The 15959-nt window shown below is 71.1% G+C and carries 12 protein-coding genes and 1 pseudogene; 7 read left to right on the forward strand and 6 right to left on the reverse strand.

The window, feature by feature from the left end; all coding sequences use genetic code 11:
• Nucleotides 1–28: 28 nt before the first annotated feature.
• Both ACWD5F_RS29975 and ACWD5F_RS29980 read right to left on the reverse strand, forming a co-directional pair.
• Nucleotides 29–1987, reverse strand: a complete 1959-nt coding sequence (locus tag ACWD5F_RS29975; RefSeq protein ID WP_451259035.1) for a DUF2264 domain-containing protein — start codon at nucleotides 1985–1987, stop codon at nucleotides 29–31.
• Complete coding sequence (locus tag ACWD5F_RS29980) at nucleotides 1984–3018, reverse strand: LacI family DNA-binding transcriptional regulator (RefSeq protein ID WP_451259037.1); 1035 nt, start codon at nucleotides 3016–3018, stop codon at nucleotides 1984–1986. Before ACWD5F_RS29980 ends, ACWD5F_RS29975 begins: the two co-directional genes overlap by 4 nt.
• Nucleotides 3019–3275: 257 nt before the next feature.
• Between ACWD5F_RS29980 and ACWD5F_RS29985 the strand changes: the two genes are divergently transcribed.
• The 3 genes from ACWD5F_RS29985 to ACWD5F_RS29995 all read left to right on the forward strand — a co-directional run bounded on the left by ACWD5F_RS29985 (nucleotide 3276) and on the right by ACWD5F_RS29995 (nucleotide 6652).
• The gene (locus ACWD5F_RS29985) at nucleotides 3276–4763 is read left to right on the forward strand and encodes an ABC transporter substrate-binding protein (protein WP_451259039.1); all 1488 of its coding nucleotides are present in this window, start codon (nucleotides 3276–3278) and stop codon (nucleotides 4761–4763) included.
• A 134-nt stretch (nucleotides 4764–4897) separates the two neighbouring features.
• On the forward strand, nucleotides 4898–5770 hold the full coding sequence (locus ACWD5F_RS29990) for a carbohydrate ABC transporter permease (protein ID WP_451259041.1): 873 nt from the start codon (nucleotides 4898–4900) through the stop codon (nucleotides 5768–5770).
• Nucleotides 5771–5782: 12 nt separating this feature from the next.
• Nucleotides 5783–6652, forward strand: coding sequence for a carbohydrate ABC transporter permease (locus ACWD5F_RS29995; RefSeq protein ID WP_451259043.1), 870 nt, complete (start codon nucleotides 5783–5785; stop codon nucleotides 6650–6652).
• A 60-nt stretch (nucleotides 6653–6712) separates the two neighbouring features.
• On the opposite strand, the pseudogene ACWD5F_RS30000 reads toward ACWD5F_RS29995, so the two are convergent.
• Nucleotides 6713–7297 (reverse strand): annotated as a pseudogene (locus ACWD5F_RS30000) (MFS transporter); the annotation flags it as partial.
• A gap of 175 nt (nucleotides 7298–7472) precedes the next feature.
• Between ACWD5F_RS30000 and ACWD5F_RS30005 the strand changes: the two are divergent.
• Together ACWD5F_RS30005 and ACWD5F_RS30010 are read left to right on the forward strand one after the other, a co-directional pair.
• Entirely contained in the window at nucleotides 7473–7841 is a 369-nt protein-coding gene (locus ACWD5F_RS30005; RefSeq protein WP_451259045.1) for a hypothetical protein, read from the forward strand.
• A 119-nt stretch (nucleotides 7842–7960) separates the two neighbouring features.
• Nucleotides 7961–9040: an AraC family transcriptional regulator gene (locus ACWD5F_RS30010; RefSeq protein ID WP_451259047.1), complete on the forward strand. Its 1080-nt coding sequence runs from the start codon at nucleotides 7961–7963 to the stop codon at nucleotides 9038–9040.
• A 34-nt stretch (nucleotides 9041–9074) separates the two neighbouring features.
• On the opposite strand, the gene ACWD5F_RS30015 is transcribed toward ACWD5F_RS30010, so the two are convergent.
• Genes ACWD5F_RS30015 through ACWD5F_RS30025 form a run of 3 tightly spaced genes read right to left on the reverse strand, consistent with a single transcriptional unit; the run spans nucleotide 9075 to nucleotide 12678 of the window.
• Nucleotides 9075–10487, reverse strand: a complete 1413-nt coding sequence (locus ACWD5F_RS30015; protein ID WP_451259049.1) for an aldehyde dehydrogenase family protein — start codon at nucleotides 10485–10487, stop codon at nucleotides 9075–9077.
• Nucleotides 10484–11362, reverse strand: a complete 879-nt coding sequence (locus tag ACWD5F_RS30020; protein WP_451259051.1) for an SDR family NAD(P)-dependent oxidoreductase — start codon at nucleotides 11360–11362, stop codon at nucleotides 10484–10486. Before ACWD5F_RS30020 ends, ACWD5F_RS30015 begins: the two co-directional genes overlap by 4 nt.
• Nucleotides 11359–12678 (reverse strand): flavin-containing monooxygenase, encoded by a 1320-nt coding sequence (locus ACWD5F_RS30025; RefSeq protein WP_451259519.1) that lies wholly within the window; start codon nucleotides 12676–12678, stop codon nucleotides 11359–11361. Before ACWD5F_RS30025 ends, ACWD5F_RS30020 begins: the two co-directional genes overlap by 4 nt.
• A gap of 258 nt (nucleotides 12679–12936) precedes the next feature.
• Between ACWD5F_RS30025 and ACWD5F_RS30030 the strand changes: the two genes are divergently transcribed.
• Together ACWD5F_RS30030 and ACWD5F_RS30035 are read left to right on the forward strand one after the other, a co-directional pair.
• Nucleotides 12937–13566: a TetR/AcrR family transcriptional regulator gene (locus ACWD5F_RS30030; RefSeq protein ID WP_451259053.1), complete on the forward strand. Its 630-nt coding sequence runs from the start codon at nucleotides 12937–12939 to the stop codon at nucleotides 13564–13566.
• Nucleotides 13567–13723: 157 nt separating this feature from the next.
• Entirely contained in the window at nucleotides 13724–15952 is a 2229-nt protein-coding gene (locus tag ACWD5F_RS30035) for an MMPL family transporter (RefSeq protein ID WP_451259055.1), read from the forward strand.
• The last annotated feature ends 7 nt before the right edge of the window (nucleotides 15953–15959 follow it).

A 15959-nucleotide genomic window follows, 5' to 3' on the forward strand; every position in this document is an offset into this window, starting at 1 on the left:
CGTACGGCGCCTGATCCCGGCGCACGGGTCAACTCGACGGCTCCAGACGGACGTTGTCCTCGGTTCCGTCGGGCCAGCTGACGGAGGCGAGCGCGGTGCCGTCACCGTCGTACGCGACCTCCAGACGTACGGCTTCGGCGGCACCCGGGCCTTCGACCACTCCGGAGAGACAGACCAACGCGGCGTACACCGCGCCCGGTTCGACCTCCTCGGTCGTGGCGAGCCAGGGTGTCGCCGAGTACGGGCCGAAGGCGTTGGCGTCCCGCGCGGTGGTGATGCCTGCTCGGTCGAAGCCGCGCAGACCGACCACCGTGCTGGACGGGCCGGTCGAGCGGCTCACCCACGCGGCAGGCCCGGTCTCCTCGTGGGCGAGCGGCGGCTCGTCGGCGGCCAGACAGTAGCCGCCGAGCCGCAGCCGGAGTGGTTCCTGGAACGGGCCGTCGACGCGAGCGAGCCGCACCTCCAGCGGGCCGTTCAGCACGGATGCCGTCGTGAGCCACGGACCCGTACGGAAGGCGGGCGCGGGGTCGTGGGCGTACGGGGCGGGTACCGGGCCGAGCGGCCAGTGGGCGCGGTGGCGGGAGACGGCGGTGCGCACACCGAGGTGCAGCCGGGTCAACGGGCGGCGGTGGGAGGGGCGTTCGTCGGCGTCGAGCAGCGCGAAGTGCGAGTCGAGCGGGTCGTTCAGGCTCGCCTCCGTGCTGTCGGGGGCCGCGTGGGTGGCGTAGGCGAGGCGGGTGTACGTCGGGTCGTCCGCCTCGACGTCGACGCCGTCACCGAAGGCGTGGTCGCTGCCGTGGTTGACGACGCGTACCACCCCGTCCGCGGCCGTGCCGGAGACGAGCCAGCCCGGGGCGGTCACCGTCCGCCGCACGTCCCGGGTCTCGATCGGCAGGGCCTCCTCCTTCTCCGTCCACACCGGGTGTTCCGGCGGCAGCACCAGTCCGGCGAAGCCCTTGCTCGACCAGTACGGCGAGCCGGGCCCGGAGTAGGGCTGTCTGATGGCCGGGAACTCCCCGTGCCAGCCCAGCGGTTGGAGCCCGCGCTCGTCGAAGCAGCCGGCTTCGGTGAAGTGCCGCAGCACTCCGCTCGCCAGGCGGCGGGTGCGGCCCGCGGGCAGGGGAGTGGCGTCGAAGACGGCGCCCACCCACAGCGGGCAGAGCGTCGCGTAGCGGTAGGTGAGGGAGCGGCCCTGGTACAGCGGGGCGCCGTCGGCCGCCACGAGGTGCTGGACGTCGTCGAGGTAGCGGCGCAGCCGGGCCCGGTAGCGGGGGAGCAGGTCTGGGTGCGCGGCCGTGCCCGAGATGCGGCAGTACCAGAGCGGGTAGTACTGCATGGCCCAGCCCGAGTAGTGGTCGAAGTGCCGCAGCGTGCCGCCGGTGCCGCCGTCGGCGTACCAGCCGTCGCCCGCGTACCAGTCCTCCGTCCGCGCGATCGCGTGGTCGATGTCCGGCGCGCTCCACGGGGCGCCGACCGAACGCAGGAACGCCGACGTGATCGCCCTGAACCAGACCCAGTTGTTGTCCGGCACGTCACTGCCGAGCAGCTCCGTCATCCAGGCGACGATCCGTTGTCGTACGCCGTCGTCGAGCCGATCCCAGATCCAGGGCCGGGTCTCGTGCAGCGCGATGGCCACCGACGCGCACTCGACCTTGGCCTGTCTGCACTCGCGCATGCTCGGCCAGTGGTCCGGGGAGCCCGGGTCGGTGCCGGCGGTCAGGCCCTCGGCGTACCAACTCGCGTGACCGCCCGGGTCGTTGTCGCCGGAGTGGGCCAGGCGGAACCCGGCGAGCAGGAAGGTGCGGGCGAAGCCTTCGAGGCCGTCACTGTGCCGGCCGGAGCGGCTGGCGGGGCCGGGCAGATGGAGGAGGGCGTGGTGGTCGGTGGCGTACGGGCGGACGGCGGCCAGCTGTGCGTCGGCCAGTGCCTCCCAGTGCGTACGCGTCCAGCCGGTGTACGGCGAGAGGAGCCGGTCTTCGGATGTCAACTGTCCGCCTTTCCGGCGGTGTTGAGGCGGGCCGGGGGTGCCACCGACCGGCGTACGACGACGTGCGAGCCGAGCACCACACGGCGACTGGGCGGATCCGTGGCGCGGCGGTGCAGGGCCAGGCGGGCGGCGGAGCGGCCGAGTTCCTGCTGGGGGACGTGCACGGTGGTCAGGCGCGGGTAGAGGTCCTCGGCGAGCGGGATGTCGTCGAAGCCGACCACGGAGAGCTCGTCGGGGACCGAGCGGCCCAGGTCGCGGGCGGCGGCGATGGCGCCCGCCGCGCTCATGTCGCTGGCGCAGAAGATCGCGGTGGCATCGGTGTCGGTGAGGAGGCGCACGGCCGCCTCGTAGCCGGACTCGCGTGTCATGTCGGTCTCGGCGACGAGTGCCGGGTCGGGCTTGATGCCGTGTGCGCGCAGCGCCCGTTCGTATCCTTCGAGGCGCTGGCCGGCCACGCTGAACTCGTGCGGGCCCGCCAGGTGGGCCACCCGGGTGTGACCCGCGGAGAGCAGATGACTGGTGGCGGCGAAGGCGCCGGCCTCCATGTCGCACTCCACCACGTCCACCGGCGCCTTGGTGCCCTTCCACGGCCGGGCGCAGAGCACCAGGCGGGCGCCGGCGCGGTCCATCCCCTCGGCGGCGGCGGCGAGTTGGGTGAGATGCTCCTCGGTCTCGGCCATGCCGCCGACCAGGATGATCGCCTCCGCGCCGCGCTGGCGCATCAGGTTGATCACCGACAGCTCGCGCTCCGGGACCCCCTGGGTGGAACAGACCAGGCAGACCCGGCCGTCGGCGACGGCCTGCTCCTCCACCCCGGAGGCGACGTTCATGAAGAACGGTGAGGTGATGTCGTTGACCACCATCGCCACCAGCCCCGAAGTCGTGCTGAGGGTGCGGGCGTTGGCGTTGACCACGTAGTCGAGGTCGCGCACGGCCTGCATGACCCGCTCGTGCGTGGCCGGAGGCGCCGTGTACGCCTCGCTGAGGATCCGCGACACGGTGGCGACGGACACGCCCGCGCGCGACGCCACGTCACGGATCGTCGCCCGACCTGCGGAACCCCGACCTTGAGCCATGCGCTGCTTCTCCTTGCCCCGGTGAACGGCCGATGTAAGTAACACCGATGAAAAAGTTACACAACCGGCGCGGGATTCTCTACGCCCAGGTGCGGGTGCCTGTCCGGAGTTTCCCCAGCATTGCCGAACCTCTTGACGGCTGTGGGGCGCCCCCTTAACGTCCCCGTTACTGTAAACGGTTCAGTGAACGTTACATGCCGGAGGAACACCAGATGACTTCGTCGAACGTCTCCAGACGCGCCCTCCTGCGCACCGCCGCACTCGGCGCCGGCACCCTCGCGGTGGGCGGCGGCCTGAGCGCCTGCGGCTCCGGCTCGTCCTCCTCGTCGGCGGACGCGCTCACCTACTGGGACTGGTACGTCACCCAGGCCCCCTGGGTCGACAAGGAGATCGACCTCTTCGAGAAGGGGCACAGCGGGGTCGGCGTCAAGAAGACGACCCAACAGAACGCCAAGTACGCCGACTTGGTCGCGCTCGCCAACCGCAGCGGCAACCCGCCGGACGTCTTCATGATCCCGCAGGTGCCCAGCGTCGCCGAGCAGGTCGCCAAGGGCTGGCTGCACCCCCTCGACGAGTGGGCGACCCCGAAGTGGCGGGCGCGCTTCCCCGAGGGCACCTTCCTGGAAGGCGCCAACGTCTTCGACGGCAAGGTCTATTCGGCCCCGCTGAAGGGCTCGGGCCCGCAGTACCAGCTCTACATCCACAACGGCGTCTTCAAGTCCGTCGGCCTCACGAACCCGGACGGGAGCGTGAAGGTGCCCAGGACCTGGGACGAAGTGACCAGTGCCGCCCAGACGATCACCAAGAAGAGCGGCGGCAAGGCGTACGGCCTCGGTTTCGGCAACGCCGACGGCATCGGCGTACTCGCCTGGTGGCTGGACCTGTTCGTCCGCGGCGCGGGCGCACCGGGCGGCGCCCCCACCCTCCCCGGCGCCGGCCTCGACTACCGCGTCGGGAAGTGGACCTTCGCCACCGACCGCGCCTACGCCGACTTCCTGGAGCTGTTCGTCGAATGGAAGAAGCGCGGCTTCTTCCACCCCAACTCCGTCAGCCTCTCCGACGAAGCGGCCCGCGCGTTCTTCGAGCGCGGCAAGTTCGGCATGACCGTCGGCGGCGTGTGGAACCAACCCGAGTGGACCCAGCACAAGTTCACCGACTACAGCCTGGTCACCCTGCCCTCGCCCACCACGACACCGAAGGGCTACTACTACGCCGACCCGGTCGGCAACGGCTCCTTCGCCGCGGTCTCCGCCAAGACCAAGAAGGCGCACGAGGCCTTCCAGTGGCTGGACGCGCTGACGTCCCCCGCCGCCGGGCGCCGCTGGGTCGAGGACCTCAACGGCGTCTCCGCGCACCCCGCGAACAACAACCCGGACGGCATCGACTCCAAGCCCTTCGCCGCCTTCGTCGGCATGACCGAGCAGGTACTGAGCGGTCCCGTGCCCCTCGTGCGCAACCCGGAACTGGCCGCCGTCGCACCCAGCGTCCCCAAGCCGGACATCAGCGACGTGGTGACCGGCGTCTACACCGGCCAGATCAAGGACGTACAAGGTGAGTTGAGCAGCCTGGCCGACAAGAAGTTCCAGCTCCTGTCCGACGCGGTCGCCGCCGTGGCCGAGCAGGGCAAGAAGGTCAGCACGTCCGACTACGTCTTCGCGGACTGGGACCCCACAAAGCCGTACACCACGAAGAAGGCCTGAGCCGCCGCCATGTCACTCCTCGCCACCCGCCGGCGCGAACTGCCGCCCCCCACCGCACCACCGGTCGCCCCCCCCGGCCCGGCCTCGGCCGCCGCATCCGCGCCGCCACGTGGTCGTACGTCTATCTCGCCCCCATGGCCGTGCTGTTGCTGGCCTTCGTGATCTACCCGATCATCGCCTCCTTCGGATACACCTTCTACCGCTGGAACGGCATCGGTGAACCAGGCGACTACGTGGGCCTCGCCAACTTCCGGCAGATCCTGCACGACCGCATCTTCTGGGGCGCCGTCGAGCACACCTTCGTCTACGCGTTCGTGCTCGTCCCGGTGCAGCTCCTGCTGGCGTTGGCGCTCGCCCTCGTACTGAACAACCCGAAGCTGAAGTTCGCGCTGTTCTTCCGGACCGTCTACTTCATCCCCGTCGTCACCTCGGCGGCGGTCGTCGGCGTCGTCATCCAGCTCATGCTCGCCAACTTCGGTGACTCGGCGGGCAGTCTGCTCGCCAAGACCGGGGTGACGGACGGACATGTCGACTGGCTCGGCGACCCGCACACCGCCCTGGCCGTGATCATCGCGATCGGCATCTGGCACACCCTCGGCTACAACCTCGTCTACTTCCTCGCCGGACTCCAGACCATCCCCGCCGAGCTGTACGAGGCGGCGAAGCTCGACGGCTGCGGGCCGGTGCAGTCCTTCTTCCGCATCACCATCCCGATGCTGCGCCAAGTCGGCGTCGTCATCGTGGTGTTGGCGTTCATCGGCAGCTTCCAGGTCTTCGACCTGGTGCAGGTCCTCACCGGTGGCGGTCCGTACTTCGCCACCGAGGTCGTCAACACCTACATCTACCACCTGGCGTTCGGCGGCTCGGCCGGTGCCGCCGCGCAACCGGACGTCGGCCTGGCCTCCGCGGCCTCGTTCCTCTACGGACTGCTCCTCATCGTCTTCTCCGCGCTGCAGGTCCTCGCCCTGCGCCGGCTCACCCGTCGGCGCACGGCCGCCAACCAGTAAAGGGTTACGTCGATGTCCACACTGTCCCAACGTCCGCGCCTCCGAACGCGGTTGAGCCTGCGCCGAGGCCGACGCGGTCTGCTCTATCTCGCACTGCTCGGCGGCGGCCTCGTCTGGCTCTATCCGTTCCTGTGGGCGCTGGGCAGTTCACTCAAGAGCACCGACGGCTTCTTCTCCGGCGGGCTGAACCCGATCCCGGACGAGTTCCACTGGTCCAACTACAGCGAGGCCTGGACACAGGCCGACTTCAGCCGGTTCTTCGTCAACACGGTCCTGTTCGCCATGGGGACCGTCGTCGTCACGCTGCTGGCCACCTCCATGGCGGGCTATGTCCTGGCCCGCACCGACTTCCCCGGCAAGAAGATCTGGCTGGGCCTGGTCGGGGTGACGCTCTTCCTGCCGCACGGCTACACGATCATCCCGGTCTTCGACCTGATCCAACGCCTCCATCTCCTCAACACCCTCTGGTCGGTGGTCATCGTCCAGTCGGCGGGCGGGATGGTCTTCGGCACCTTCCTCTTCATGGGCTACTTCACGACGATCGACCGGGGCCTCGAGGACGCGGCCCGCGTGGACGGGGCCAACTTCCACCAGATCTTCTGGCGGATCATGCTGCCGCTGTCCGGGCCGATGCTGGCGACCGTCGGCCTGTTCGCCTGCATCACCGCCTGGAACAGCTTCTTCATCCCGCTGGTCTTCACCCTCTCCCGCCCCGAACTGCACACGCTGTCGGTGGGCATGTTCAACTTCATCGGCCAGAACTCCACCGCCTGGACCCTGGTGTGCGCGGGGTCGGTCATCACCCTGCTGCCCATCGTCGTGATCTTCATCGTGCTGCAGCGGTTCTTCATCAACGGACTGGCCGGCGCGGTCAAGCAGTAGCGGGGTGAAGTGGCGGGCCGCGATCAGGACGAGCATCGCCAGGGCGGCCGGTGCCGCGTAGGCCAGACGGAACTCGCCGGTGGAGCCGAGGAGTCCGCTCACGGCGCCGCCGGTGACGACACCCGCGTAGTTGAAGAGGTTCAGGCGTGCCAGGACGGCCTCCGCGGCGCCGGGCCGCAACCGGGCCGCGGTGGCCAGACACAGCGGGGCCAGCACGGACGCCCCGAGCCCCACCGCCCCGGCCGCGAGCACGGCGAACGGCCAGGTCGGCGCGGCGGCCATGCCCGCCAGCGCACCCGCGACCAGCACAGCCGCGGTGCGTACGACGGCCACCGCCCCGAACCTCCGCACGAGACGGTCGGTGGCGGCACGGCCGGCGACCGTGCCGGCCTGGTAGGCCGCGTACGCCATCGGCGCCACGGCGAGGGACGCGGCGAGGTTCCGGCGCAGATAGACCGCGGACCAGGCGGAGACCGTCGAGTCCACGACGTAGACGACGAGGAGGACCAGACCGAAGGGGAGGAGCCGGAGCCAGAGGCGGCGGCCCAGGGGCGGCTGCGCCGACGGGGACGACGATTCCGCGGCGGCGGGCAGGGTGTGCGTGCGCAGGCAGCAGGCGACGACCAGGAGGATGCCTGCCTGCATGGACAGACCGCCGGACACGGGCCAGCCCAGCCGGGCCGCCCCCGCGGTGAGCAGGGCCGAGACGACCCCGCCCGCGCTCCACGCCGCGTAGAAGGAGCCGAAGACGCTGCGGCCGTAGGCGCGTTCGATCGCGGCGGCCCGGGTGTTGATCCCAACGTCGAGGGCACCGATCGCGATGCCGAAGACGACGTACGCGCAGACCGCGGTCGCCCGGCCGGGGGCCGCTCCGATCAGCGTCAGCGCGGCGGCGGCCGTCACCAGGGCCCCGCGGGTCGTCGGGACGGGACCGGCGACGCGGACCGCGGCCAGGCCGAGGAAGCTGCCGGCGCCCGCCGTCAGAGCCACCGCGACCAGCGTGACGGTCGTCAGGAGCGGGGGCAGCCGCAGGTGTTCGGTGACCGCCGGGACGGTCGTGTACACGGCGGCGACGGACACACCCTGCGCGGCGAACGCGAGGGTCGCCGACCTGCGGGCACCGGCCTTCGCGGCGGGGCGCCCGGCCTGGGCTCGACCTGGAGCGCTGAGGGACATGCACGGACCGTAGTCAGCCGCGGCAGGGCGGACGCAGGACGGCGGGGGCCGTTGAGGGGACCCGGGCGGCCAGGGCCGGCGTCCCCCGGCGCCCGGGTGCTTACGGTGGGCGCACACGAGAAGGTGAGTGCGATGCTCCCTGCCCCCACCCCGCCGGACCCGTCGGGGACCAACCGCAGCACGTCGGCGACGATCCAGCCGAACATCCTGCGCTATCTCGTCATGGTCGCCGACGAACGCGGCATCGACCTGCGGCCCCTGCTCGGCCGGGTCGGCCTGGACGAGACGCTCATGCGCTCCGCCGCGCTGCGGGTGTCGTACCGGCAGGGCAGCGCGGTGATCAAGCGCGCGCTGGAACTCACCGGGGACGAGCGGCTGGGGCTCAAGGTCGGCGCGGCCCAGCACCTGACCGCGTGGGGGCTGCTCGGCTTCGCGCTGCTGGCCGCCGACACGCTGCGGCACGCCATCGAGACCGGGGTGAGGTACCAGAACATCTCCGGCGCGATGACCGTGTGGTCGACCGGCGTGCACGAGGACGGCGCCTTCGTCCTGCGCGCCGACCTGCCCGACCCCGCCATCGACCCGAGCGTGGCCTCCTTCCTGATCGAGGAGGGGTTCGCCTCCGTGGTCACCCTGTCCCGACTGGCCGTCGGCCCGGACTTCGTCCCGCGCGTGGTGGAGTTCTCCGCGCCGCCGCCCCGGCAACGCGAGCTGTACGGCGCCCTGTTCGGCTGTCCGGTCCGCTTCCGCGCCCCGGCCGACCGCATCGTCGTCGACCCCGCCTGGGCCGGCGCCCGGATGCCCGGCCGGGACCCGGTGACGTACGCCGCCACCCTGGAGACGCTCGACGCCCAACTGGCCGCCCGCACCGACCAGCAGGACCTCCTGGAAGTGCTGGAGATCTCCGTCGCGCAGAGCCTCCCGATGATCCCGTCCTTCGGCGAACAGGCGAGACGGCACGCGACGAGCGAACGGACCCTGCGCCGCAGGCTCGCCGACTGCGGCACCACCTACGAGGCACTCGCCGAGGGAGTACGCCGCGAGCGCGTCGAACAGCTGCTGCTGCGCCCGGAGTTGACGCTGCGTGACATCGCCCACCGGGCGGGTTTCTCCGACGAGCGGGCCCTGCGTCGCGCGGTGCGCCGCTGGCACGGCACCTCCCCGGTCCGACTGCGGGAGGAACTGCTCCGGGCGGCGGCGCACCGCGAGTGACGGACGCGGACGGGGTCGACGGGTGTGGACGGGATCAACGGGTGCGGATCCAGACCGTCTTCTCCCGGGTCCACTGGTCGAAGGCGTTCGTGGACTTCTCCGCGCCACCGAATCCGGACTGCTTCCAGCCGCCGAAGGGCGTGGTGATGTCGCCCTCGCTGTAGGCGTTGACGGAGACCACGCCCGCCTCGATGCCACGGGCCAGCCGCAGCGCGGTGTCGAGGTCACGGGTCCAGACGGAGGCGGCGAGCCCGTACTCGGTGGCGTTCGCCATCCGTACCACCTCGTCCTCCGAGCCGAAGGTCTCGACCGTGACCACGGGGCCGAACAACTCCCTTGTCAGGACGGCACTTTCGGCGGGGACGCGGGTGATCACGGTGGGCGGGTAGTAGGCGCCGCGCGGGGGCAGCCCGTGGGGGAGTCCCGCGGTGTGGATCTGGGCTCCGGCCGCCCGGGCGGCGTCCACGGCACCCGCGACCCGGTCGAAGGCGGCGCGGTCGATGAGCGGTCCCTGCCGGGTACGGGGGTCGGCGGGATCGCCGATGACGAGCTCCCGTGCCGCCGCGGTGAACCGTTCCACGACCTCCTCGGCGATGGCGCGGTGCACCAACACCCGTGATCCGGCGGTGCAGTTCTGGCCCATCGTGAGGAACGCGGCCTCGATCATGTCGGCGATGAGGTCGTCGCCGTAGGAGAGCGCGTCGGCCATCAGCACCTGGGGGCTCTTGCCGCCCATCTCCAGGGAGACGCGCTTGAAGTTGCTGTCGGCGGCGGCCTTGAGGATGCGGCGGCCGGTGGCGTTGGAGCCGGTGAAGGAGATCGCCCGTACGAGGGGATCGCGGGCGAGGGCCGCTCCGGCCTCCTCGCCGTGGCCGGGCAGGACCGTGAGCACGCCGTCGGGCAGGCCGGCCTCGGCGGCGAGGGCGGCCAGGTGCAGGGCCGAGCGCGGGGTCGCCTCCGCGGGCTTGACCAGCAGACAGTTGCCCGCGACGAGGGCGGGACCGATCTTCCAACTCGCCATCGCCAACGGGTAGTTCCATGGGAGGATCGCCGCGGCCACGCCGACCGGTTCGCGGGTGACGAGCCCGAGGCCGTCGGGTCCGCCCGGTGCGACCCGGCCGAAGACCTTGTCGGCGGCCTCGGCGAACCACCGGATCGACTCGATCGCACCCGGTACGTCGCCCGTACGGCACTCCGTGATCGGCTTGCCCGCGTCCTCGCAGTCCAGCCGGGCGAGGATCTCGGCGTCACGGCCCATCAGGTCGGCCAGGCGCAGCAGCACGGCGGCCCGCTCGCGGACCGGCCGCCGTGACCAGATGCCGGAGTCGTACGTGAGTTGGGCTCGTTCGGCGGCCTTGGTGACGTCGGCGGCGCTCGCGGCGGGGAGGGTGGTGATCGGTTCGCCGGTGGCGGGGTTGCCGATGTGCAGCGTCTCGTTCCTGGTCACGCCTCCTCCACCAACTCCCAGCGCCCGTCGGTCTGTCGGGCCAGTCCGCGGCGGCGGAGCTCCTCCAGATAGCGGGCCATGCCTCGGTCGCCGCGCTTGCGGAACAGGGGGAAGAGCCTGGGCAGCAGGTTCGGTACGAGCATCGCGAACCGCACGAGCCGGGACTCGCCGACCCGCGGATAGGCCTCCAGGCGGGGCCTGTCCAGCAGGCTCACGACGGCCGCGACGACGTCGGCGGGCTGCTGCGGCGGTTCCTGGAACTGCATGGAGTTCCCGCCGTCGACCGCCTCCTGGCGCAGCATCCGGGTGTCGGTCGCCGACGGGAGCACCGACCCGGCCAGGATGCCCTTGCTCCGCAGGTCGAGCCCGATGGCGAGCATCGCGCCGCGCAGCCCGAACTTGGACGCCGTGTAGATCGGGGTCTCGCCCAGGGGGAAGACCCCGCCGAGGGACACCGTGGTGACCACCCGGGCGTCCCGGGCGGCCTTGAGCAGGGGGAGCGCGATCCTGGTCGCGACCAGCGGGGAGATCAGGTTGAGGCTGATCTCCCGCTCGATGCTGTCGACGCTGCGGACGTCGAAACGCTCCGAGCTGGTCATGCCCACGTTGTTCACGAGCACGTCGAGGCGGCCGTAGCCGTCGGCGACCTGCTCGAACAGCCGCTCCAGCTGGGCGCGTTGCGACAGGTCGCAGCCGATGCCCGTGTGCCCGGCGCCCGGCAGCCCCGCGGCCACCTTCTCGGCCCGGACCCCGTCGATGTCGACGACGACACAGCGGGCGCCGGCGGCGGCGAAGCGGCGGCACAGCGCACTGCCGATACCGCCCGCGCCACCGGTGACCAGCATGACCTTGTCGGTGAAGTCGAACCGGCTCATGCCGTCGCCTCCACGCGCCGCGAGGAGCGCGCCCGCGGCGCCCGGCCCTCGGTGCGCCAGCCCATCTGCCGTGCCACCTTGCCGAGGTACTTCACGAACGCCCCGCTGTCGACGTAGCCCGTGTGCCGGGGCGAGGCGACGAACTTCAGCCCGCCGGACAGGTCCGGACGGTCGGCGCGGACCAGCTGTGCGAACCGCTCCGCGTTCGGCAGCCGGTGCCGCGCGTCGTGCAGATACCCGGCGATCAACTGGGCCTGCGCGTCGAAGAGTTGGTACGCGCCCGAGTTGGTCTCGATGAACCCGATGCCGAACAGACCCTCGTGCTCGCGCGAGAACGACGACAGATACAGGTCGGGATGCTGCTCGTCGCCGAAGTACCGCTGCGCGACCGGCACTCGGTGGACGTAACCCGTGGCGAGCAGGACGAGGTCGAAGTCGTCGCTTGTGCCGTCGGTGAAGTGCACGGTGCTGCCCTCGGCGCGGGCGATCCCGGGCCTGGCGGTGATGTCGCCGTGCTGGAGGTGGTGGATCAGCAGGGAGTTGATGGCCGGGTGGGTCTCGAAGAGCCTGTGGTCCGGCTTCTGCAGCCCGAGGCGCGTCGGGTCGCCGTTGACGATCCGCAGCAGGCCGCCGAAGACGCGCTGCGCCAGCCACATCGGCAGATGGGGACCGCTGTCGGCGATGGTGTCCACGGGCCGCCCGAACAGGTGCTTCGGAATGAACCAGTACCCGCGCCGCATGCTGATCACCGCGCGGTCGGCCGTGCGGGCCGCGTCGCACGCGATGTCGCAGCCGGAGTTCCCGGCCCCCACGACCAGGACCCGCCTGCCGCGCAGCTCCTCCGCACTGCGGTAGTCGACGGTGTGCCGGACCTCCCCGTCGAACTCCCCAGGCAGCTCTGGGATATTGGGGTGCCACTGCGCGCCCGTGCACACCACGACCTGCCCGTGCACGCTCGCCCGGCCGTCGGCCCGGGTGACGGTCCAGGTGCCGTCCGCGTTCTTCTCGACGTCCGTGACCTCGACGCCGTACTCGATCCGGTCGGTCAGCCCGTAGGCGTCGGCGAAGGACCGCAGGTACGACAGGATCTGCCGGTGCGGCGGGTAGTCCGCGAAGTGGTCGGGCATCGGGAAGCCGCCGAAGCCCGACAGGGTCCTGCTGGAGATGAAGTGGGCCGACTCGTACATCGGACTGCCGGGATTGTCGATGTCCCAGATACCGCCCGGCCCGGTGTGCCGCTCCAGGTGCGTGTACGGCAGATTCCGCTCCGCCAGGGCCCTGGCGACCGCCAGCCCGGCAGGTCCGGCGCCGATCACACACGTATCGAGCTCACTGTCTTGCCTCACGGGTCCGCCTCCTCGCTCGTCCCGCTGCACGGAGCGGGTGGTGGAGGAAACGTATGCAGCCGCCGTCCGGCGGGAACTGACCCGCGCGGCCAAGGACCGGACCCCGGCGGCCGCGGCGCGATCAGTCTGTTCGCCCTGGGCGTCCGGCCGGGGCGTTCGGCTGCGCGCGTACGACTTGATCGAATGACTCGTTCGTGGGACTGAGTCGCCCTGGCTATAGTCGGTGCCATGGCTCATGTCTCCGCGGCCGAGCGCCGTCCCCAGCTGATCAAAGCGGCCATCGACTTCATGACCCGGGAGGGGGTCGCGGCCGGCAGCACCCGGGCCATCGCCGCCGAGCTGGGGGTCGCCCAGGCCACCGTGCACTACACCTTCGGTACGAAGGAAGGGCTGTACCTCGCGGTCATGGAGCAGCTCACGCAGGATCTGGTGGCCCAGGTCGAGGGGGCCGCGCCGGCCGACGGAGGGTTCGAGGAGACGGCGAGCGCGTTGGTGACGGCGCTGTGGCGGACGGTGCTCGAGCAGCCCGAAAGTCATCAACTCCTCACGGAGCTGACCATGTTCGCGCTCCGCTCGCCCGCTCTGAGCGAGGCCCTCGAAGCCCACTACCGGGGGGTGACCGAGGTGACCGCGCGACTGATCACCGAGGCGGCCGAACGGACCGGCCGACCCCTCGCCCAGCCCGTGGACGCGATCGCGCGGTTCTTCCTGGCCGGCTTCGACGGGCTCACGCTGCAACACCTCGCGCTCCCCGACGAGGAGGCCGAACACACCTGCCTCCAGGCCTTCGTGTCGGCGGTGGTGGCGATGGCCGGCGGCCGGCTGGACCTGGTGGCCGTACCCAGGCTGCGCCCCTGAACCGACTCGACACGCAACAGGGCGCCCTCGTTCCGTACGAGGGCGCCCTGACCTGTTTGTGCGGCGTCCATCACGCTCATCACGGTCTATGGACTAGGTCACTCGACTTGAGCAGGTGATAAAGTCGGGCTATCGACACCGTTCGAGGGAGTTCGTCATGGCCGTCCTGCTGCACCGGCTGGGTCACAGTGCCTACCGACACCGAAAGCTCGTCCTGGGCATATGGCTCTTCGTCCTGGCCGCGCTCATCACCTGCGTCAGCGTCTTCGGCGGGAAGCTCGACGACCGCTTCTCGGTGCCGGGCACCGAGTCGCAGCGGGCGTTGGACAGCCTGAGCAAGACCCTTCCGGAGGCGTCGGGCGCGAGCGCCCAGATCGTCTTCAGCGCGCCCGAGGGACACCGGGTCACCGAGGCGGCCTACGCGAGGGTCATCGCCCGGGCCGTGGCCGAAGCCGAGAAGGCGCCGCAGGTCGGCGAGGTCGTCGACCCCCGGTCCTCCGGCGCCGTCTCGGCCGACCGGACGACGGCGATCGTCCAGGTCCAGTACGCCGTGCAGACCGCGGAGGTCCGTACGTCGTCCGTGGACGCGCTCAAGGACGCGGCCCGCGCGGCGGAGAAGGACGGGCTGCGGACATCGGTGGGCGGATCCGTCTTCAACAGCAACGGAGTTCACGTCGGTCCGTCGGAGATCATCGGCGTGGCCGTGGCGCTGCTCGTCCTCGTCGTCACCTTCGGATCGCTGCTCGCCGCCGGCATGGCGCTGCTGCCCGCGCTGATCGGCGTGGCCACAGGACTGGCCGGGCTGCTCGCTCTCGCGCCCGCGGTCAGCATCTCCTCCACGGCCGTCACGCTCGCCCTGATGCTGGGCCTGGCCGTCGGCATCGACTACGTCCTGTTCATCCTCTCCCGCCACCGACAGCAACTCGCCCGCGGCGCCGACCCCAGGGAATCCGTCGCGCTGGCCGTCGGCACGGCCGGCAGTGCCGTCGTCTTCGCCGGCACCACCGTGATCATCGCGCTCGCCGCGCTGAGCGTCATCGGCATCCCGTTCCTGACCACGATGGGCCTCGGAGCCGCCGGCGCCGTCCTCATCGCCGTACTGGCCGCGATCACGCTCGTCCCCGCCATCGCGGGATTCGCCGGTACGCGGCTCGCTCCCGAGCCCGGCAGCCGCGCCGCCCGGCGGGCCATCGGCGCGGAGGGCACCGCCCGCCGCACCACCCTGGGCACCCGCTGGACGAAGTGGGTCATCGCCAAGCCGCTGCTGACCGTGCTCGCCGTCGCGGGCATTCTGATCACCCTCATGCTGCCCGCCGCGGACCTGCGCCTGGCCCTGCCCGACAACGGCTCGGCGCCGCACGCCTCCACGCAACGCACGGCCTACGACACGATCGACGACAAGTTCGGCCCCGGCTTCAACGGCCCCCTGCTCGTACTGGCCGAGACCAACGGCGGTACGGCGGCGGAGAGTTCACGAGCCGGTGCCCAAGTGGCCGCGAAACTGGGGACCTTGAAGGACGTCAAGGCCGTCCTGCCGGCCCAGCCCACCAGCGACCCGACACAGAGTGTCATCACCGTCCTGCCCGCCTCCGGCCCCGACAGCGCCCGCACCGATCAACTGGTCCGCGAGATCCGGGACATCGCGCCCGGCCTCCGCGACACCACCGGCGCCTCGATCGCGGTCACCGGCACCACCGCCGTCAACATCGACGTCTCCAACCGGCTCAGCGACTCCCTGCTGCCCTTCGTCGCCATCGTCGTCGGCCTCAGCCTGCTCCTGCTGATGATCGTGTTCCGTTCCCTGGTGATCCCCGTCAAGGCGGCCGTCGGTTTCCTGCTCTCGGTGGGCGCCTCGCTCGGTCTGGTCGTCGCCGTTTTCCAGTGGGGCTGGCTGGCCGACGCCCTCGGTGTGCCGCACAGCGGTCCCGTCGTCAGCTTCCTGCCGATCATCCTGATCGGCGTGCTGTTCGGACTGGCCATGGACTACGAGGTGTTCCTCGTGTCCGGGATGCGCGAGGAGTGGGCCCGCACCGGCCGGGCCCGTCAGTCGGTCGTCGACGGCGCACGGCAGAGTGTGCGGGTCGTCACCGCCGCCGCCCTGATCATGTTCACCGTCTTCGCCGGGTTCTTCCCGCTGGACGACTCCCTCATCAAACCCATCGCGTTCGCCCTGGCCATCGACGCGTTCGCCGTCCGCATGACCCTCGTACCGGCGGTCCTCGCGCTCGCGGGCCGGGGCGCCTGGTGGCTGCCGGCCTGGCTGGACCGGATCCTCCCGGACCTCGACGTCGAAGGGAGCAGCCTTCAGAGTGCCGGCCGTGAGGAAGGCCTCCGCGATGGCGCGGCCGATACTGCAAGGGTCCGCTTGGCCGAAGCAAGGAGTTGAACGTGCA

This window comes from Streptomyces sp. NPDC002499, assembly GCF_053595415.1.

Excerpts from the sequence above, each read along its gene's own strand:
- ACWD5F_RS29985 (WP_451259039.1), top strand. The coding sequence starts at position 3,276 with ATGACTTCGTCGAACGTCTCCAGACGCGCCCTCCTGCGCACCGCCGCA.
- ACWD5F_RS29990 (WP_451259041.1), top strand. The coding sequence starts at position 4,898 with ATGGCCGTGCTGTTGCTGGCCTTCGTGATCTACCCGATCATCGCCTCC.
- ACWD5F_RS29995 (WP_451259043.1), top strand. The coding sequence starts at position 5,783 with ATGTCCACACTGTCCCAACGTCCGCGCCTCCGAACGCGGTTGAGCCTG.
- ACWD5F_RS30005 (WP_451259045.1), top strand. The coding sequence starts at position 7,473 with ATGCCGAAGACGACGTACGCGCAGACCGCGGTCGCCCGGCCGGGGGCC.
- ACWD5F_RS30010 (WP_451259047.1), top strand. The coding sequence starts at position 7,961 with ATGCTCCCTGCCCCCACCCCGCCGGACCCGTCGGGGACCAACCGCAGC.
- ACWD5F_RS30020 (WP_451259051.1), bottom strand. The coding sequence starts at position 11,362 with ATGAGCCGGTTCGACTTCACCGACAAGGTCATGCTGGTCACCGGTGGC.
- ACWD5F_RS30030 (WP_451259053.1), top strand. The coding sequence starts at position 12,937 with ATGGCTCATGTCTCCGCGGCCGAGCGCCGTCCCCAGCTGATCAAAGCG.
- ACWD5F_RS30035 (WP_451259055.1), top strand. The coding sequence starts at position 13,724 with ATGGCCGTCCTGCTGCACCGGCTGGGTCACAGTGCCTACCGACACCGA.